This window comes from Bradyrhizobium sp. BR2003 (genome assembly GCF_009720285.1).
Taxonomy (GTDB): Bacteria; Pseudomonadota; Alphaproteobacteria; order Rhizobiales; family Xanthobacteraceae; genus Bradyrhizobium; species Bradyrhizobium elkanii.
Genome location: NZ_SMYJ01000020.1, coordinates 76,512 through 92,224 on the forward strand (window position 1 = coordinate 76,512; position 15,713 = coordinate 92,224).

Here is a 15,713-nt window from a genome sequence, read left to right on the forward strand (position 1 = left end):
GAACGCCGCGACGATATTTCGCCGCGGCGTACGCTGAATCATACCAATGGATAACGCGCTGTGGCGTCGAGATCGCCTCAGCGCCGCTGCCACAATTGCCGTGCCAGAATGCCGGCCTTGCGCTCGATCGCCTCGGCGGCGTCGAGACACATGTCCTCGCGATAGCGCGAGCCGACGATCTGGACGCCGACCGGCAATCCCTCATCGAGGCCGACCGGCACCACGGCCGCCGGCAGCCCCAGCACGTTCATCGACGAAATGAAGCGCAGGTCGTTCCAGAACAAATCCTTGACGCGCTGATCGCCGCCGAGATCGGCATTGACCTCCGGCGTCTTGCGCACCGTGGTCGGCATCACGACCAGCGGATACTGCTCGAGGAACGTCATCCAGCTCCTGATGTGGCGCGAGCGCTCGGCGATCGCCTTCATGTAGCCGGCCTGATCGAGCTGATTGGCCAGCGCGATGAAGCCGCGGAATGTCTTCTGGAAGTCGACGCTGGTGGTCGCCAGCATCTGGTCCTGCTGCAGGACGCGAACCTCGGTCATGATCAGGTCGCACCAGAGCTGCCAGACCTTGTTGAGATCGGGCACCTCCACCTCGCTGACCGCGTAACCCGCATCCGCCAGATGATCCGCCGCCTTGCGCTGGAGCGCAATCACGCCGCGATCGGTCGCCATGTCCTCGGGGATCTTTGCGAGCGCGACCTTGATCGGCCCAGCCGGCTTCGGCCCTGTCAGCGGCGCCGGCACATACCAGGGGTCGCGCGGATCGCGCTGCGCCATCACCTCGAGGCCGAGGCGCACGTCGGCGACGTGGCGCGCCAGCGGCCCCTGCGACGACATGAACTGCGCCATCAGCGGCCGTTCTGCCGTGGCGCTCGGATTGAACGCCGGAATGCGGCCCTGGGTCGGCTTGATGGTGGCAATGCCGTTGCAATGCGCCGGCCAGCGCAGCGAGCCGCCGATGTCGTTTCCATGCGCGATGGTGCCGATGCCGGCCGCGATCGACGCGCCGGCGCCGCCCGAGGAGCCGCCGCAGGTCACGTCGGCATTCCAGGGATTGCGCGTCAGGCCGTGGAGCGGGTTGTCGGTGAAGCCGCGCAGCGAGAACTCTGGCGTGTTGGTGAGGCCGATGATGATTGCACCGGCCTTCTTGAGATTCGCCGTCACCGGCGAGTCGCTCGGCGCGATGTTGTCCTTGAACGCCACCACGCCGTTCGAATTGGCCTGGCCCTCGACGTCGATGTTGATCTTGATCGTGACCGGCACGCCGTGCAGCGGTCCGACGATACCGCCTTCGCGCTTGCTCGCGGCCAGCGCCGCGTCCGCGGCCTTGGCGGCCTGCATCGCTGACGCGCCGAGATCGACCACGACGGCGTTGAGCGCCGGGTTGGCTTCCTGCATGCGGTCGAGATGGGCGCGAACCACCTCTTCCGACGTCACTTCGTTGTTTCGGATCGCCGCGGCCGTGTCCACGGCGGACCATTGCCAGATTGGTGCGTTCGTCACGTGATGTTCTCCCATGATGTTCAGTGCCTTGTTGTTGGTTCAATCTCGCGGGTCGATCGGCGTCAGCTTCGATGCACGCGCCTCGATCAGCTCGGCCACTGCGAGACAGACGTCTTCCCGGAAACGCCCGGCGATCACCTGCACGCCGACCGGCGCGCCGCCGGCGGTCCCGGTCGGCACGACGACCGACGGAAAGCCGAGCGCGGGCACCGCGAGCAGCGGCCGCTGCGCATCGAGCAGCGCGCGCACCATCGTCGCGTCTTCCTGGTCCTGATCGAACCGGAACGGCAGTTGCGCCGAGACCGGCAGGATGATGACGGGACAGCGCTCCTGGAACAGCTGCCAGGCCCGCACGATCGCCAGCCGCTGCTCGAAACAGGCGAGCACCTGATCGCCGTCGAGTTCGGGCGCGTAGGCGATATGGCACTCGAGATTGTATCGGCTCCGATCGTCGCCGAACTTGCGGATCATCGGCGCCAGCACGCGCCGCTCCTCATTGATGACGAGGCGATGCCAGAGATCGGCGGCCTCCGCGAGCCGCGGCGGCACGGTCTCCTCCACGGCAAAGCCGGCCTCCGCGAGCCAGCGTCCGGCGACGCGCACCGACGCGCTCACCTCCGGCGCCTCGTCGCCGAACGGCGCCGGCACGATCGCAACACCGATCGGACGCTTGAGCGGCGCACCCTGCAGGGGCACCGGCAGCCAGGTGCCGTCGCGCGCGTCCGCCTGCGCCATCGCGGCGAGGCCGATGCGCAAGTCGGCGACCGTGCGGGCCAGCGGGCCCTGCACCGACATCATCTGCGCAGTGATCGGACGATCGCTGGTTGCCGACGGATTGAACGCCGGGATCCGCCCCGGCGTCGGACGCAGTCCGGCAACGCCGCAGGCGTACGCTGGATAGCGGATCGAGCCGCCGAAATCATTGCCGTGTGCAATCGCACCCATGCCGGAAGCAACGGCCGATGCGGCGCCACCACTGGAGCCGCCCGGAGTCAGCCGACGGCTCCACGGATTGTAGGTCGCGCCGTGCAGATCGTTGTTGGTGAACCAGCGGTGCGAAAAGGCCGGCGTGTTGGTGCGCCCGACAATGACGGCGCCCGCCTTGCGAAGATTCGCGACCACCGGGCTGTCCTCGGTGGCGATCACGTCGCGGAACGCGACGACGCCATTGGTGGTGGCGCAGCCGCGCTGGTCGACATTGACCTTGATGGTAACCGGCACGCCATGCAGCACGCCGAGCTCCGCACCTGACTTCACCGTGGCATCCGCCGCGGCCGCTGCGGCCAGCGCCTCGTCGGCGAGCACAGCGACAATGGCGTTCAATGCCGGATTGACCTCGGCGATGCGATCGAAACTGGATTGCACGGCTTCCCGGCTGGAAATCGCGCGCGTCGCGATCGCACGCGCCAGATCGACGGCCGACCAACTCCACAACTCATTCTCGCGCCGCGTGTCCATTGTCGTTTTCTCCAAGGCGTGATGCAGCAGTCGGCCGATGCGGTTCAGTCGAGCCGCAACGGCTGGTGAAACACAGGCAGATCGATGCGCCGGTCTTCCGCGGGAACGACCGCCGCCTCGGCGCTCAGCACATGCTCGAGCATCACGCGCCGGGCGCGCGCGGCATTGCCGGAGCGGAATGCGGCCAGCAGACGCTTGTGAAACTCGATGTTCTCGCAGGTGAAGCTGGATGCGAATTCCTGGACGCCGAGCTTGCCGATCAGATGACGGATCGCCTCGTTGACGAACCGGCACATCAGGCCGAGCAGCGGGTTGGGACAGGCCTCGATCAGGATGTCGTGGAAATCGATCTCGGCGTGGCGATGATGTTCCCAATCGGCATCGCCGTCGGGACGATGCTCCTGGACCGTGATCGCCTTTTCCAGTGCGGCGAAATGCGCCGCCGTCAGGTGGCCGACCACGCTGAAGGCGAGCTCCGGCTCGATCAGCCGGCGGATCTGGTAGATCTGCGCGGTGCTGGTCGACTGGAAATAGAAATAGTTGCTGAGCAGGCCGACGATCCGGTTGATCGACACCGGCGCCACCCGCGCGCCGCCGCCGGGACCGGTGGTGTTCTGCACCAGCCCCTGCACCTCCAGCGATTTGAGCGCCTCGCGGATGGTCGAGCGGCTGCAGCCGAACATCTCGATCAGCTCCCCCTCCTGCGGCAGCCGGTCGCTCGGCTGCAAGCCGGCCTGGAAGATGTGGCTGCGGATCAGGTCGGCGACGGCGTCCGAGCGCTTGCGCTTGATCGAGGCGCGGCGCGAAGGGTCGAGGGACGGGAGAGCCGATTTATCCATTTTATGATCATAAATAGGATCATGATCCCTTTGCAAGCCGATTGGAGCGGCCCTTGACCTCGTGATGCCGAGGCCCCGCCATACCGGCGTATCCCGGTCGCTTGGCACGCCCCCCCGTGGCGACGCGCCTACGCGGTCAGAGGGTCGACCGGACGCTGGAAGATGGTGATGACGAGGAGTCCGCGGAACCGAGGCGGCGTCGCGCTTAAAGCGGACTATGGTTCACGGTGTGGCGCATCTGGCGACAGAAGCCCTCCACGAACTGCGCAAGCGCCTCGAAATTAACCAGCAGCCTTTCGGCCTGCTCCCGGTCGGCCGAACCAGGGGCAAACGATTCCGCCAGACGCCGCTGGCGATCTGCACGATCCCGGCAGGCTGCGGCCCTGCTTTCGGCAAACTCCAGTTGCTCGCGTCGGCGGCCGAGCTTGTCTTCTTCCTCAAGCAGCCGCTGGTTGAGCATCGATCTTGTGTTGGTTGGAATGTCCGGGCGCTTCAGCAGATCCAGATAGTGGTCGATGTTTGCGCGCGCGGCATACTCGTTCACGTATGTGCCTCCCGCCAGTCGCAGTCTCGGTCGGCGAGGCGTGGCGTCAACACTCAGGAGTTGCTCGATCTCCGCCAGGAGTTGGCGAAGCTCATCGGTCGAAAAGCCTTGCAGGGCATCGTGGACCTGGCTTCGGGTGCTTTCCGGATAGGCGGCGTTGTCTTCGGCCATTGGCGTACGGCAAAAATCAAAAATAAAGCCCTGTCAGGCCCGCATCAAATCAACAAATCAACGGCAGCTCTTGCGTTCAGTCCAGATCGAACGATGCCCACGCGAACAATGATTTCTGTCAGCGGCGCGCTCGTGATTCCAATGGCGCTCAAGATAAGTTAGGGGCGGAACATCGGCTAGTGCACTATGTGCCAGCCGCGCCTTTGCGCCAACCATCGGCCAAGTCTTGGTTGCCGCATCGTTAAGGCCAAAACAGGCCGCTGCAAAAATCAAAGCAGACGGCTGCGGATGCGAACATGCCGGCACGGAAGGATACAGCATGTGAGGGAGGCAAGCGACGGAGAATCCGGATCGCTCAGCCGTGCGTGCGCTGCGCCTCGAGGCCGCGGCTGTAGCGCGACATCGCAAAGCAGACCGCGAAGTAGATCACGCCGACGAACACATAGACCTCGACGCTGAAGGCCTGCCAGGCCGGATCGACGATCGCGGTCTTGGCGGTGGTCAAGAGATCGAAGATGCCGATGATCAGCACCAGGCTGGTGTCCTTGAAGAAGGCGATGAAGGTGTTGACCAGCGGCGGGATGACGTGGCGGATCGCCTGCGGCAGCACGATCAGCGCGTTCTTCTCCCAGTAGGACAGCCCGAGCGCGTCGGCGGCCTCATATTGTCCGCGCGGCACTGCCTGCAGACCGCCGCGCACCACTTCCGCAAGGTAGGCGCCGGCATAGAGGATGAAGGCGATCTGGGCGCGCAGCAATTTGTCGATGTTGACGCCGTCGGGCATGAACAGCGGGAACATGACGCTCGCCATGAACAACAGGCTGATCAGCGGCACGCCGCGGATCAGCTCGACATAGAGCACGCAGAGCGAGCGGATCGCCGGCAATTTCGAGCGGCGGCCGAGCGCCACCAAAATTCCGAGCGGGAAGCCGAAGGCAAGCCCGAAAGTCGCAAGGATCAGCGTCACCGGCAGCCCGCCCCAGCGGTCCTGCGTGACAAAGGACATGCCAAGAAAGCCGCCCCACATCAGGCATCCGATCGCGATCAAGGCCGCAGCCCACAGCAGGAACAGCTCCTTGCGCCAGAAGCTGCGGCGGCTCGAGACCACGAACAGCGCGATGAAGATCACGACCGCGAGCGCCGGCCGCCACTGCTCGCTGAACGGATAGGTGCCGAACAGGATGAAGCGGTACTTCTCGGGGATCACTGCCCAGCAGGCCCCGACGCCGCGCAGCGCGCGGCAGGCATTGGTGTCGTTGCCGGAGACGATCCAGACCGCGTTGGCGATGCCCCATTGCCACAGCGCGATGCAGGCCTTGCCGAGCACGAACAGCAGCAGCAGCGTCATGATGCTCGACGTCACGGACGCGAACAGGTTGGCGCGCAGCCAGGCCACGATCTGGCCGCCGAGCGTGCGCTGCGCGCGGCGCCGGCCGATCGGCAGCGGATCCTGCGGGAGATGTGCGACCGAGCTCATGTCAGCGCTCCACCAGCGCGATCCGCGCATTGTACCAGTTCATGAACAGGCTGATGCCGAGGCTGATGGTGAGGAACACCATCATGATCAGCGCGATCGACTCGATCGCCTGCCCGGTCTGGTTCAGCGTGGTGTTGGCGATCGAGACGATGTCCTGGTAGCCGACCGCGACCGCGAGCGAGGAATTCTTGGTCAGGTTCAGATACTGGCTGGTCATCGGCGGGATGATGACGCGCAGCGCCTGCGGCAGCACGATGTGCTGCAGCACGAAGCTGCGCTTCAGCCCGAGCGCCTTGGCGGCGTCCGACTGGCCGCGCGGCACCGCCTGGATGCCGCTACGCACGATCTCGGCGATGAACGCCGAAGTATACGTGACGAGCGCGATCAGCAGCGCGAAATATTCCGGCGCCAGGGTCAGCCCGCCGACGAAGTTGAAGCCGCGCAGTTCGGGCAGCATGACGCTCCAGCTCGCGCCCAGAAGCCACGACACCAGCGCCGGCAGCGCGATGATGAGGCCGAGCGCGTAGGGCCAGGCCGGCCGCGCCTTGCCATCGAGCATCTGCTGCGCGATCAGGCGGCGCCTGACGATGAGGAAGACGATCACGCCGGCGACCAGCGCAACGAGCGTCCAGACATTGGCCTCATGCAGCGGTACCGACGGCAGCACCAGGCCGCGGTTGGACAGATAGACCCCGTCGACCGGCCTCCACGCCTGGCGCGCCGCCGGCAGGCCCTGCATCAGCACGTACCAGAACAACAGCTGCAGCAGCAGCGGCAGGTCGCGCAGCACCTCGACATAGACGGCGGCGAGCCGCGCCAGCAGCCAGTTCGACGACAGCCGCGCGATGCCGACCAGCGTGCCGATCACGGTCGCCAGCACGATACCGATGACCGCGACGCGCAGCGTGTTGACGACGCCGACGATGAAGGCGCGCAGATAGGTGTTCTTCGGCGTGTAGTCGATCCAGCTGTCGGCGATCGGCATGCCGGCTTCACGGCCGAGGAAGGCAAAGCCGGTCGAGATGCGCCGCACCGAGAGGTTATGGACCGCGTTCGACCACAGCCAGGCGACGATGGCGACCGCGATGGCGACCACCAGGATCTGCCAGAACAGGCCCGCGACGCGGGGATCGCTGAGCGAAAGCCGCCAGGGCCGGGCGGGAGGGCGTTTCGGCGTCGATGTCGTCACAGCACAAGGACCCCAGTGAGAAGCGATCTTCTGCCATGCGCAAGAGCGTTTTCGAGCGAAGCGGATACCGGTTCGCGTGAAGAAAACGCGTCAACCTCAAATCCTGCGCGCGTCATATGTTGCACCAAATTAATATTTGTGCAACATATGTTTCATGGCCCAGGCTCAGCCGAAACCATCGCCCCTCAACGAATTGTGCAGCGCACTGCCGTCGCTGCCGATGCGCTTGCAGGAGGTCGGCCGGTTCGTCGCCGCCAATGATTACGACGCCACCACCCGCTCGATGCGCGAGCTCGCCTCCGTCGCCGGCGCCGATCCTGCCTCATTCACCCGTCTTGCCAAGGCACTCGGCTATTCCGGCTGGGACGAATTGCGCGCCGCGCTCACCGAGGCACGCCGGCCGGCACAGGGCTCACCGTTCTCCGGCCGCGCCAAGAGCCGCCGCGCCGGGCCGAATGCCGATGTCAGACTGGTGCACGACAAGCTGGAGGCCGAGGCCGCGGGCCTTGCGCGGATTTCAGCGAGCGCGATCGCGGAAGCCGCGCGTGCGCTGCACGCCGCTGGCAGGATCTGGATATCGGGGTTTCGCAGCTGCCGCAGCGTCGCGGAACTGCTGACCTATCAGCTTCGCCTGTTCCGCCCCGATGCCGTGCAATTGGTCGGCGGCTCCGGCCCGTTCGATCTTGACCACGGCGCCTTCCGCTCAGGCGACGCCGTGGTCGTGATCGGCTTTGCGCCCTACACCCTGGTCAGCGTCGAGACGGCGCGCGCCGCGCATCAGGCGCGCGCCGCGCTGATTGCGATCGCCGACACCATCACAGCTCCGATGGCCGAGGGCGCCGATCATCTGCTGCTGTTCGAGGCCGCCTCCTCCCCCGGCTTCTTCCCGAGCCTCACCGGCGCGATCGCGGTGGCGCAGTCGCTTGCGGCCGTCGCCTTCACGCTGGGCGGCGCCGGGGCAAAGCGCAAGCTGGAGGAGACCGAGGGCCGGCTTGCCGAGATGTCGCAATATTTTGTCGAGAAAGGATGAGTATCATGGCCGCCAACAAGAGCCGCGTGATGCATCGCAGCCTGCGCGAAACGCCACCGAAGGCGGTCGGCGGTAACGGCGTCTGGCTGATCGCGGAGGACGGCCGCCGCATTCTGGATTCCTCCGGCGGCGCCGCGGTGTCGTGCCTCGGCCATCAGCATCCGCGGATCCTTGCCGCGATCGCCAAGCAGGCCTCGAAGATCGCCTATGCCCACACCGGCTTCTTCTCCTCCGAGCCCGCGGAAGAGCTCGCCGAGCGGCTGGTCGGCCACGAGCCGGGCGGCCTCGGCTATGTCTATTTCGTCAGCGGCGGGTCGGAGGCGATCGAGGCCTCGATCAAGCTGGCGCGGCAATATTTCATCGAGCGCGGCGAACCGAAGCGCGCGCGCTTCATCGCGCGCCGCCAGAGCTATCACGGCAACACGCTCGGCGCGCTGTCGGCCGGCGGCAATGCCTGGCGCCGCGAGCCCTATGCGCCGCTGCTGTCGCCCTCGTTCAGCCATGTCACGCCGGCCTTCGCCTATCACGAGAAGCGCGACGATGAATCGGAGGCGGCGTTCGTGGCGCGCCTTGCCGCCGAGCTCGAGGCCGAATTCCAACGGCTCGGCCCCGATACGGTCGCGGCCTTCATCGCCGAGCCCGTGGTCGGCGCCACCGCCGGCTGCGTGCCTGCGCCGGAGGGTTACTTCAAGGCGGTGCGCGAGATCTGCAACCGCCACGGCGCGCTGTTGATCCTCGACGAGGTGATGTGCGGCATGGGCCGCACCGGCACGCTGCACGCCTGGGAGCAGGAAGGCATCTCGCCCGACATCCAAGCGGTCGCCAAGGGCCTCGGCGGCGGCTATCAGCCGATCGGCGCGATGCTGGCCAGCGGCGCGATCGTCGACACGGTGCGCAACGGCTCCGGCGCGTTCCAGCACGGCCACACTTATCTGGCGCATCCGCTCGCCTGTGCCGCCGCGCTCGAGGTGCAGAAGGTGATCAGCGAGGAGAAGCTGCTCGACCAGGTCAAGGAGCGCGGCCGCCAGCTCGAGCGGCGGCTCACCGAACGGTTCGGCAATCACCGCCATGTCGGCGATATCAGGGGCCGCGGCCTGTTCTGGGGAATCGAGCTGGTCGCCGACCGCGCCACGCGGCAGCCATTCGATCCCAAGCTGAAGCTGCATCAGCGGATCAAGTCCGCGGCCTTCGCCGGCGGGCTCGGCTGCTATCCGTCGGGCGGCACCGCCGACGGCCAACGCGGCGATCACGTGCTGCTCGCCCCGCCCTATATCGCGACATCGGGCGACATCGACATGATCGTCGAACGGCTAGGCGCTGCGGTCGACAGCGCGTTGAAAGATGTTGGTCACGGAGCATGATCCGGAAAAGTAGGCACCGGTTTTCCCGCGACAGACGCGAAGCGTTTGCGCAGGGATCATGCTCAAACATGAGGAGGAGGAAAACATGCTGAGGGGTATCATCACTCTAACCGTTCTCGCCGCAGGCATTGCGGGCGCGAGCGCGGCGACGCTCGACACCGTCAAGCAGCGCGGCACGCTGGTGTGCGGCGTCTCGACCGGCTTTGCCGGTTTCTCGGCGCCGGACTCGCAAGGCAACTTCAAGGGCCTCGACGTCGACTATTGCCGCGCGCTTGCCGCCGGCGTGCTCGGCGATCCCGCCAAGGTGCGCTACGTCGCGCTGACCGCGCAGAACCGCTTCACCGCGCTGCAGTCGGGCGAGATCGACGTGCTCTACCGCAACTCGACGCAGACCTTTCTGCGCGGCACCACGCTTGGACTGCGGCAGGGACCTGTCAATTTCTACGACGGTCAGGGCTTTGTCGTGAAGAAGGACCTCGGCGTGAAGGAGCTGAAGGACCTCAAGGGCGCCACCGTGTGCGTCGCCCAGGGCACCACGCATGAAGTGACGCTCGGCGACTACGGCCGCGCCAACGGCATCGACTGGAAGCCGCTGGTGTTCGACCGCGTCGACACCATGTACCAGACCTTCTTCGGCGGCCGCTGCGACGCCATGACCCAGGATGCTTCCGCGCTCGCCGGCGCGGTCGCAACCGCAGCCCCGAAGGCCGACGACTATGTCGTGCTGCCGCAGACCATCAGCAAGGAGCCGCTCGGCCCGTTCACCCGCAACGGCGACGAGGTCTGGAGCGACATCATCACCTGGCTGCATTACGGCCTGATCGAGGCCGAAGAGCTCGACGTCACCCAGGCCAATGCCGACGAGATGGCGAAGTCGCAGGTCCCGGCGATCCAGCGCCTGCTCGGCGCGTCCGGCGATCTCGGCTCGCGGCTCGGGCTCGACAACAAATGGCTGGTCGCCGCCATCAAGGCCGGCGGCAATTACGGCGAGATCTTCGAGCGCAATGTCGGCAAGGCCAGCCCGCTGAAGCTCGAGCGCGGCCTCAACGCCACCTGGAGCAAGGGTGGGTTGATGTACGCGATTCCGTTCAAGTAACCGAAGTCACCTCGCCCCGCCTGCGGGGAGAGGTCGGATTGTGAAGCAATCCGGGTGAGGGGGAGCCTCCGCATACCCTCCTCTCACCTGTTACGACAATAGAGCTCCTCACCCCGACCCTCTCCTCGCGAAGAGCGGGGAGAGGGAGAGCACGAAACATCCATGCGCATCACCCTCATTCACGCCTTGAAGCACTCGATCGTGCCGATCGAGGCATCGTTCGCACGACATTGGCCGGACGCGCGGCTGATGAACCTGCTCGACGACAGCCTGTCGGCCGATCTCGCGCGCGACGGCAAGCTGACCGGCCGCATGACCGAGCGCTTCCTCACCATGGGCCGCTATGCTGTCGGCACCGGCGCCAATGGCATTCTGTTCACCTGCTCGGCGTTCGGGCCGTGCATCGAGGCGGTGGCGCGCGAGCACGCGCCGATGCCGGTGCTGAAGCCGAACGAGGCGATGATCGAACAGGCGGTGGCGAAGGGCCGGCGGATCGGCCTGCTCTCGACCTTTCCGCCGACGCTGGTCTCGATGCCGCCGGAATTCCCGTCGCAGGTCACGCTGGTGCCGAAGCTTGCCGAGGGCGCGCTGGCCGCACTCGACCGCGGCGACCGCGCCGAGCATGACCGCATCGTGGTCGAGGCAGCCAGGGACTTGCGCGACTGCGACCTGATCGCGCTCGCGCAGTACAGCATGGCCCCGGCCGCAGAGCGCGTCGCCGAAGTCACGGGCCGCGAGGTGCTGACGACACCCGACAGCGCGGTCAAGAAGCTGAAGGCGATGCTGGGGATCAACTAGGCTCGTCCATGATCGCCGGGTTCGGCGGTAGTGGCTTTTGGCCCGTAGCCGAAAAATTAGTCTATCGATAATGTGCCGCGCGGCCTCGGCGGAGGCTCGTGTGACGTCACTTTCTGACGTCACATAAGCTTTCCAGGCGGCCAACTTCCGGCCGAGATGAGGGCAACTCCCGATGCGAAATACCCCTTTCCTTGCGATTGCCGCCATCGTTGCTTTCCTCGAACCTGCCGCCGCCCAACAGGCCCCGCCTGCATCATCGGCGAGCGCCTCGTCCGCGCAACTGACGCACAAGCTGAACGCCTATGTCGGGTGCATCAACCGTCTCTCGGCGCGCTCCTACGAATCCCGCGAACGCTACTTTTCCTGGGCCGCCAAGAACGGTCCCAGGCAAGGAGCGGATCATCTACGGAACGTATACGATCTACGACACGTCCGACTGCAAGACGAGCGTCGCGGCTGCCAATGCAGCGGACCCGCACGATGCCGAGCTTGAAGCCGCCGCGAATGCGTATGTTGCGGCCGTCACCACGCTTGAGCCGCTGTTGAAGGAGGCGGACGACTACTACACCCAGGAAAATTACAAGGACGACAAGATGGCCAAGGGCAAGGCGCTGCATCCGCGCCTGGTCGCGGCATGGGATGCGTTTGCCGGCGCCGACAAGGCGCTGCGCGCCGGCGTCGAGGCCATCAACGACAAGCGCGCCGCCGAGCAGCTGGCCGCGATCGAGGCCAGCGAAGGCCGCAAGTCGCACTACTATGTCGAGGCCCTGATGATCCAGGCCAAGCGCGTGCTTCGCGCGCAGCAGGCCGACAAACCCAACCTCGACGCGATAACCCAGGCGCTCAACGAGTATGAGGCCACGGTGAAGGCAATGGACGAGGCCTCGGGCAAGGACGGCGACACCAAGCTCGGCTCGATGTTCATCGGCAGCGCCAAATCATTCCTCACCACGGCGAAGCAGCTCATGCGCCGCGTTCGCGACAAGGTGCCTTACAGCTCCGGCGAGAAGATGATGCTGAGCAACGCCGGCGCCGGCTGGATGGTGGAAGGATCGCCGGCGCGGCTGATGCGCGACTACAATCAGCTCGTCGACGGCTACAACCGCGGCGCCCGCATCTGAATGACCGCGCCCGACAGTGCGGTGCTGCCAGCGGAAGCGTAATCCACCGCGACACAGGAACCGCGGCGGATGACGCCTTGCGGCTCATCCGCCCTGCCGCGCCTACGCTCCCGCGTCGTGCACGTTCAGATCGACGCCTTGCGGATCCTTGATCGTCGACACCGTGATCAGCGAGATCAGCGACAGCACCGCGAGATAGACGCCGACGCGCCAGGACTGGCCGTAGGTGCCGATGATCCATTGTGCGATCATCGGCGCGAACGCACCGCCGAAAATGGCGCCGAGCGCATAACCAATCGAGACGCCGGAATAGCGCACCTTGGCCGGAAACAGCTCGGCATAGAGCGCCGCTTGCGGGCCGTAGGACAGGCCGAGCGCAATGGTGAGCCCGACGGCGCTGACGAAGAACAGCAAGAGGTTCTTGCTGTCGATCAAGAACCACATCGGCACCGCCCACAGCACCATCAGGGAGTAGCCGATCTGGAAGCAGCGCACGCGGCCGATTTTGTCGCCGAGGATGCCGCCAAGCAGCGTGAAGATGAACCAGCTGACTGCCGCGAGCGTCCCGATCAGCAGCAGCTGCTCCGACGGCATCTTCAGCGTGTTGGCGCCGTAGCTGATGATGAACGCGATCAGGATATAGCCGGCCGCATTGTTGGCCATGAAGATCAGCGCGGTGCGCAGGATTTCCTTGCTGTGATTGCGTATGAGTTCGCGCAGCGGCGCGGAGGATTCCTTGTGCCGCCGCTGCATCGCCTGGAACACCGGAGACTCTTCGACCGTGCGGCGGATCACGATGCCGACGACGATCAGCACGATCGACAGCAGGAACGGAATCCGCCAGCCCCACTCGATCATCGCCTGCTTGCCGAGCGTCGCGGTCAGCACCCACAGCACGCCGGTCGCCAGGATCATGCCGAGCGGCGTGCCGATCTGCGGGAACGAGCCAAAGAAGCTGCGCTTGTCGACGGGAGCCGATTCCACCGACATCAGCGCCGCGCCGCCCCATTCGCCGCCGGCCGAGAAGCCTTGCAGGATGCGCAGCAGAATGAGGAGCGCCGGCGCCCAGGCGCCGATCTGCGCGTAGGTCGGCAGCAGGCCGACAAGCGCGGTCGCCGCCCCCATCAACAGCAGCGTGACGACCAGCATGTTCTTGCGCCCGAAGCGGTCGCCGAGATGGCCGCAGACGATGGCCCCGAGCGGGCGGAACAGGAATGACAGGCCGAGCGTCGCGAACGACACGATCTGCGCCAGCAGCGGATTGTTCGCGTTCATCGGCGCGAAGAACAGCGCGCCGAACACCAGGCCCGCCGCCTGGGCGTAGACGAAGAAGTCGTACCACTCGATGGTGGTGCCGACGAGCGTTGCGGTGAGGACCTTGCGCTCCTCATCCGACAGTTCAGCGCCGCGCGAGCGCGCGGACATTTCGATGGACATGTCGCCCCCCCAAAAGCCGTTCTTGGCCGCGCGGGCGCGATCGGCGTCAATGCGCCTGCCCCGCACGGATGCTGGACCCGGGATAGCAGAGCTTTCCGTCCGGCACGAGCAAAATAGTTGCAGTCGCAACGATATTCGACGGATTGTGCTTTTGGCTCGGTTCCCGACCCCGCTACCTCGACGGCGATCGGCGGGCAGCTATCCCGAAATGCCGATTGTGCGTCGCAGCAAGATCGGTACGATGCGAGGATCCCAAGAGGTTGCTAAGTGTCTGACGTCAATGCCGATGCCTGGGTTTCTTCAGGCCACCGCCCGATGGGCTTTCCCGAATTCGTCGTCGTCGTCGCCTCGATCATGGCGCTGAACCCGCTGGCGATGGACATGATGCTGCCGGCGCTGCCGAACATCCGCTCCGCGTTCCAGATCGCCGACGCCAACCGTCCGCAGATGGTGCTGTCGATCTTCCTGGTCGGCTTCGGCGTCGGCCAGTTCGTGATGGGCCCGCTGTCGGACCGCTTCGGCCGCCGCCCGGTGCTGCTCGGCGGCATGACCGTCTACACCATCGCCGGCCTGCTCGCGATCATGGCGCCCTCGTTCGAGACGCTGCTGCTGGCGCGCGCGCTGCAAGGGCTCGGCACCGCGGCAACCCGCGTGATCGCGACGTCGATCGTGCGCGACTGCTACGCCGGACGCCGGATGGCGAGCGTGATGTCGCTTGCGATGATGGTGTTCATCGCGGTGCCGGTGATCGCGCCGTCATTCGGCCAGGCGGTGATGCTGCTGACGCATTGGCGCGGCATCTTCGTGCTGCTGATGATTTATGGCGTGATCGCGCTGGCCTGGAGTGCGATGCGGATGCCGGAGACGCTGCCCAGGGAGCTGCGCAAGTCGCTGGCGATCCCGGAGGTCTTGTCCGCGTTCCGCCAGACCATCACCAACCGCCAGACGCTCGGCTATGCGCTCGCCGCCGGCGGCGTGCAGGGCTCGCTGTTTGCCTTCGTGTTCTCCTCGCAGCAGATCTTCACCGAGATCTTCAAGCTCGGGCATTACTTCCCGGTCGCCTTCGCGGCCTGCGCGGTCGGCGTCGCGATCGCCGGCTTCCTCAATTCGCGTATCGTTGGCCGCATCGGCATGCGCGTGATCTCGCACGCCGCACTGACCGGCTTTGCCGTCGTCGCAGGCGCCCTGCTGCTGGCGGTGAAGACCGACACGCTGTCGCTGCCGCTGTTCATGGTACTGTCGGGCCTGATGATGTTCGCGTTCGGCCTGATGATGGCGAACTTCACGGCGCTCGCGATGGAGCCGCAGGGCAAGATCGCCGGCACCGCCTCCTCGCTGTACGGCACGATCACGACGCTGCTCGGGATCGGCGTCGGCACCACGATCGGCCAGGATTACGACGGCACCTTGCTGCCGTTCGCGACCGGCTTTTTCCTGTGCACGCTGGCCGCGCTCGCCGTCGTATTGGTGACGGAGAAGGGCCGGATGTTCCGGCCGCATCATCATCCTATTTGACGATCCGTAGCCCGGATGCAGCGAAGCGCAATCCGGGACGCTTTTGCCTGCGACAGGAGCCCCCGATTTCGCGGAGCCTGTCATCGGGCGCGCGTTCGCGCGACCCGTTGGCTCCATCGGGGCTACGATCCTGACTTGACCCGCTGCTGTAGCCCACAGGAGCGAAGCG

General features: G+C 65.9%; 12 protein-coding genes and 1 pseudogene. 6 read left to right on the plus strand and 7 right to left on the minus strand.

From position 1 onward, the window contains the following. Positions 1-77: 77 nt before the first annotated feature. The 6 genes from E2I15_RS15225 to E2I15_RS15250 all read right to left on the minus strand — a co-directional run bounded on the left by E2I15_RS15225 (position 78) and on the right by E2I15_RS15250 (position 7,186). Entirely contained in the window at positions 78-1,523 is a 1,446-nt protein-coding gene (locus E2I15_RS15225) for an amidase family protein (protein WP_137477283.1), read from the minus strand. A 24-nt stretch (positions 1,524-1,547) separates the two neighbouring features. After that, entirely contained in the window at positions 1,548-2,966 is a 1,419-nt protein-coding gene (locus E2I15_RS15230; protein WP_170991423.1) for an amidase family protein, read from the minus strand. Positions 2,967-3,010: 44 nt separating this feature from the next. After that, a complete protein-coding gene (locus E2I15_RS15235; RefSeq protein ID WP_137477284.1) occupies positions 3,011-3,805 on the minus strand; it encodes a FadR/GntR family transcriptional regulator in 795 nt (264 codons plus the stop codon). A gap of 205 nt (positions 3,806-4,010) precedes the next feature. Then, positions 4,011-4,520, minus strand: coding sequence for a hypothetical protein (locus E2I15_RS15240; protein WP_137477285.1), 510 nt, complete (start codon positions 4,518-4,520; stop codon positions 4,011-4,013). A 355-nt stretch (positions 4,521-4,875) separates the two neighbouring features. Beyond that, positions 4,876-5,997, minus strand: a complete 1,122-nt coding sequence (locus E2I15_RS15245; protein WP_137477286.1) for an amino acid ABC transporter permease — start codon at positions 5,995-5,997, stop codon at positions 4,876-4,878. A 1-nt stretch (position 5,998) separates the two neighbouring features. Then, entirely contained in the window at positions 5,999-7,186 is a 1,188-nt protein-coding gene (locus E2I15_RS15250) for an amino acid ABC transporter permease (protein ID WP_137477287.1), read from the minus strand. Between the two features lie 154 nt (positions 7,187-7,340). On the opposite strand from E2I15_RS15250, the gene E2I15_RS15255 reads away from it, so the two are divergent. The 5 genes and pseudogenes from E2I15_RS15255 to E2I15_RS15275 all read left to right on the plus strand — a co-directional run bounded on the left by E2I15_RS15255 (position 7,341) and on the right by E2I15_RS15275 (position 12,592). Continuing rightward, complete coding sequence (locus E2I15_RS15255) at positions 7,341-8,216, plus strand: MurR/RpiR family transcriptional regulator (protein ID WP_137477288.1); 876 nt, start codon at positions 7,341-7,343, stop codon at positions 8,214-8,216. Positions 8,217-8,221: 5 nt separating this feature from the next. Next, positions 8,222-9,577, plus strand: coding sequence for an aspartate aminotransferase family protein (locus E2I15_RS15260; protein WP_137477289.1), 1,356 nt, complete (start codon positions 8,222-8,224; stop codon positions 9,575-9,577). An 85-nt stretch (positions 9,578-9,662) separates the two neighbouring features. Continuing rightward, positions 9,663-10,673 carry an amino acid ABC transporter substrate-binding protein gene (locus E2I15_RS15265; RefSeq protein ID WP_137477290.1) on the plus strand — a complete coding sequence of 337 codons (1,011 nt, stop codon included), beginning with the start codon at positions 9,663-9,665 and terminating at the stop codon, positions 10,671-10,673. Positions 10,674-10,835: 162 nt separating this feature from the next. Continuing rightward, a complete protein-coding gene (locus E2I15_RS15270; RefSeq protein WP_137477291.1) occupies positions 10,836-11,471 on the plus strand; it encodes an aspartate/glutamate racemase family protein in 636 nt (211 codons plus the stop codon). A 172-nt stretch (positions 11,472-11,643) separates the two neighbouring features. Continuing rightward, a pseudogene (locus tag E2I15_RS15275) lies at positions 11,644-12,592 on the plus strand (YiiG family protein). A gap of 102 nt (positions 12,593-12,694) precedes the next feature. On the opposite strand, the gene E2I15_RS15280 reads toward E2I15_RS15275, so the two are convergent. Continuing rightward, positions 12,695-14,029, minus strand: a complete 1,335-nt coding sequence (locus tag E2I15_RS15280; protein WP_137477292.1) for an MFS transporter — start codon at positions 14,027-14,029, stop codon at positions 12,695-12,697. A gap of 315 nt (positions 14,030-14,344) precedes the next feature. On the opposite strand from E2I15_RS15280, the gene E2I15_RS15285 reads away from it, so the two are divergent. Continuing rightward, positions 14,345-15,544 carry a multidrug effflux MFS transporter gene (locus tag E2I15_RS15285; protein ID WP_155262412.1) on the plus strand — a complete coding sequence of 400 codons (1,200 nt, stop codon included), beginning with the start codon at positions 14,345-14,347 and terminating at the stop codon, positions 15,542-15,544. The last annotated feature ends 169 nt before the right edge of the window (positions 15,545-15,713 follow it).

What these genes read in the sequence shown, in the direction of transcription:
- E2I15_RS15235 (WP_137477284.1), bottom strand. Translation starts at nt 3,805, where the DNA reads ATGGATAAATCGGCTCTCCCGTCCCTCGACCCTTCGCGCCGCGCCTCG.
- E2I15_RS15230 (WP_170991423.1), bottom strand. Translation starts at nt 2,966, where the DNA reads ATGGACACGCGGCGCGAGAATGAGTTGTGGAGTTGGTCGGCCGTCGAT.
- E2I15_RS15270 (WP_137477291.1), top strand. Translation starts at nt 10,836, where the DNA reads ATGCGCATCACCCTCATTCACGCCTTGAAGCACTCGATCGTGCCGATC.
- E2I15_RS15255 (WP_137477288.1), top strand. Translation starts at nt 7,341, where the DNA reads ATGGCCCAGGCTCAGCCGAAACCATCGCCCCTCAACGAATTGTGCAGC.
- E2I15_RS15240 (WP_137477285.1), bottom strand. Translation starts at nt 4,520, where the DNA reads ATGGCCGAAGACAACGCCGCCTATCCGGAAAGCACCCGAAGCCAGGTC.
- E2I15_RS15265 (WP_137477290.1), top strand. Translation starts at nt 9,663, where the DNA reads ATGCTGAGGGGTATCATCACTCTAACCGTTCTCGCCGCAGGCATTGCG.
- E2I15_RS15260 (WP_137477289.1), top strand. Translation starts at nt 8,222, where the DNA reads ATGGCCGCCAACAAGAGCCGCGTGATGCATCGCAGCCTGCGCGAAACG.
- E2I15_RS15225 (WP_137477283.1), bottom strand. Translation starts at nt 1,523, where the DNA reads ATGGGAGAACATCACGTGACGAACGCACCAATCTGGCAATGGTCCGCC.
- E2I15_RS15280 (WP_137477292.1), bottom strand. Translation starts at nt 14,029, where the DNA reads ATGTCCATCGAAATGTCCGCGCGCTCGCGCGGCGCTGAACTGTCGGAT.
- E2I15_RS15245 (WP_137477286.1), bottom strand. Translation starts at nt 5,997, where the DNA reads ATGAGCTCGGTCGCACATCTCCCGCAGGATCCGCTGCCGATCGGCCGG.
- E2I15_RS15285 (WP_155262412.1), top strand. Translation starts at nt 14,345, where the DNA reads ATGGGCTTTCCCGAATTCGTCGTCGTCGTCGCCTCGATCATGGCGCTG.